At 55.5% G+C, this 281-nt stretch carries 1 protein-coding gene; it reads right to left on the minus strand.

All coding sequences use genetic code 11. The features are described from left to right. Positions 1-73: 73 nt before the first annotated feature. Positions 74-281: integrase core domain-containing protein (locus OHL18_RS23155; RefSeq protein ID WP_263377250.1), on the minus strand; the 208-nt coding region annotated here is incomplete at its 5' end.

The raw sequence follows: 281 nt of genomic DNA on the forward strand, positions 1-281 counted from the left end.
GGATCGCTAGTGTAGCGCATTGATGAAGGGCCCAGCATTTCTATACCAAGGTCAGAGTTAGTCTTCGACCGGTTTAGGTTCCAGCCAGTACGCGGCTAGCCGCGTACTGGCTGGCGAACTCGCTTGGCGTCCTGTCCGCGCGAGATGCGTGAGGACGACTGTCATTATATTCGCGTCTCCAGGCTTCGATCAGATGCTTTGCCTCCTTCAGATTCATGAACCAGTGGGTGTTCAGGCACTCGGCGCGGAAGGTCCCATTGAAGCTTTCTACGAAGGCGTTG

Source organism: Granulicella aggregans, assembly GCF_025685565.1.
Lineage (GTDB): Bacteria > Acidobacteriota > Terriglobia > Terriglobales > Acidobacteriaceae > Edaphobacter > Edaphobacter aggregans_B.